We start from the raw sequence: 1,032 nt of genomic DNA, 5'->3' as shown, positions 1-1,032 counted from the left end.
GGGGAGAAGATCGACCGCGATGGCGCGTGGATGCGGGCGGGCGTGCTGACCGAGGTCGATCCCGAAGCGAAGTTTGCGAAGGAGGAGATTTTCGGGCCCGTGGCGATGCTGTTCCGCGCGGAGTCGCTGGAGGACGCGATCCGGCTGGCGAACGACGTGCCCTATGGGCTGGGGTCGAGTGTGTGGACCAACGATGCCGAGGAGCAGGCGCGGCTGGTGCGCGATATCGCGGCGGGGATGACCGCGGTGAACCAGATGCTGGCGTCAGTGCCGGGCGCGCCGTTCGGCGGGGTGAAGCTGTCCGGCCATGGCCGCGAGCTGGGGCCGTGGGGGTTGCATGAGTTTATGAATTTGAAGGCTGAGATGCGGGGGTGAGGGTGGTGGGATAACGCCGTTTCGAACCTGTTGCAGGCATCGACTCAACGACTAAGCTTGCCTCATGAAAAGCTATTCGAATGTTGTTGCCGAAGGAATGAAGCGCGTTTGCAGCGCGTTTACGGGATTTGTGCAATCGTTGGGCTTCAAGAGAGGTAGCGGGCGCAAATGGGTGCGGCAGATCGACGGATTCGAAGAAGTGATCTTCATCTCAAGAAGCGGAGCCACTTATGGCGCGCCAGGGTCACCTAGCATCTCGCTCCAGCTGGACCTTTCGTCGGTATGTTTGGGCAATGGAGAGAAAGCGTATCTCGATCACCATACGATCCAGCTAACAAGACGATCCACGGGCTACTGTTACCATCATCGTTTTAACGCTGAGACAGGCAGCACTTATGAAAGGTGCGTGGAAGAGTTGGGGCTCTTCATCAAGGAGGTTGCCGAACCTTGGTTTGAGGAAGTGCGTGGCGCAAAAGATTAACATCGAGACATTTCCGCTCCCTCGAGAAAATAAGAGTGGCGACCACTCGATTCAAACTTTTCCGTCACCCCGGCCTTGTGCCGGGGTCCACCGGGAGGCTGGCGCGGCGCGTGAGGCTCTATCGCTGGGCGTGGGGTGGGGTGGACCCCGGCACAGGGCCGGGGTCCACCCCACCC

General features: G+C 60.1%; 2 protein-coding genes. Both read left to right on the top strand.

Annotated elements, in window-relative coordinates; genetic code table 11:
- A partial coding sequence (locus AX681_RS13435) for an aldehyde dehydrogenase family protein (RefSeq protein WP_156456099.1) occupies positions 1-375 on the top strand: 375 nt, incomplete at its 5' end.
- Positions 376-439: 64 nt separating this feature from the next.
- Complete coding sequence (locus AX681_RS22015; protein ID WP_156442837.1) at positions 440-856, top strand: hypothetical protein; 417 nt, start codon at positions 440-442, stop codon at positions 854-856.
- Positions 857-1,032 lie beyond the last annotated feature (176 nt).

Source organism: Sphingomonas sp. CCH9-E2 (assembly GCF_001557215.1).
In the GTDB taxonomy this organism is placed as follows: Bacteria; Pseudomonadota; Alphaproteobacteria; order Sphingomonadales; family Sphingomonadaceae; genus Sphingomonas.
The sequence above is the reverse complement of the archived record's forward strand: the minus strand, read 5'-3'. Positions and strand labels throughout refer to the sequence as shown.

What these genes read in the sequence shown, in the direction of transcription:
- AX681_RS22015 (WP_156442837.1), top strand. Translation starts at nt 440, where the DNA reads ATGAAAAGCTATTCGAATGTTGTTGCCGAAGGAATGAAGCGCGTTTGC.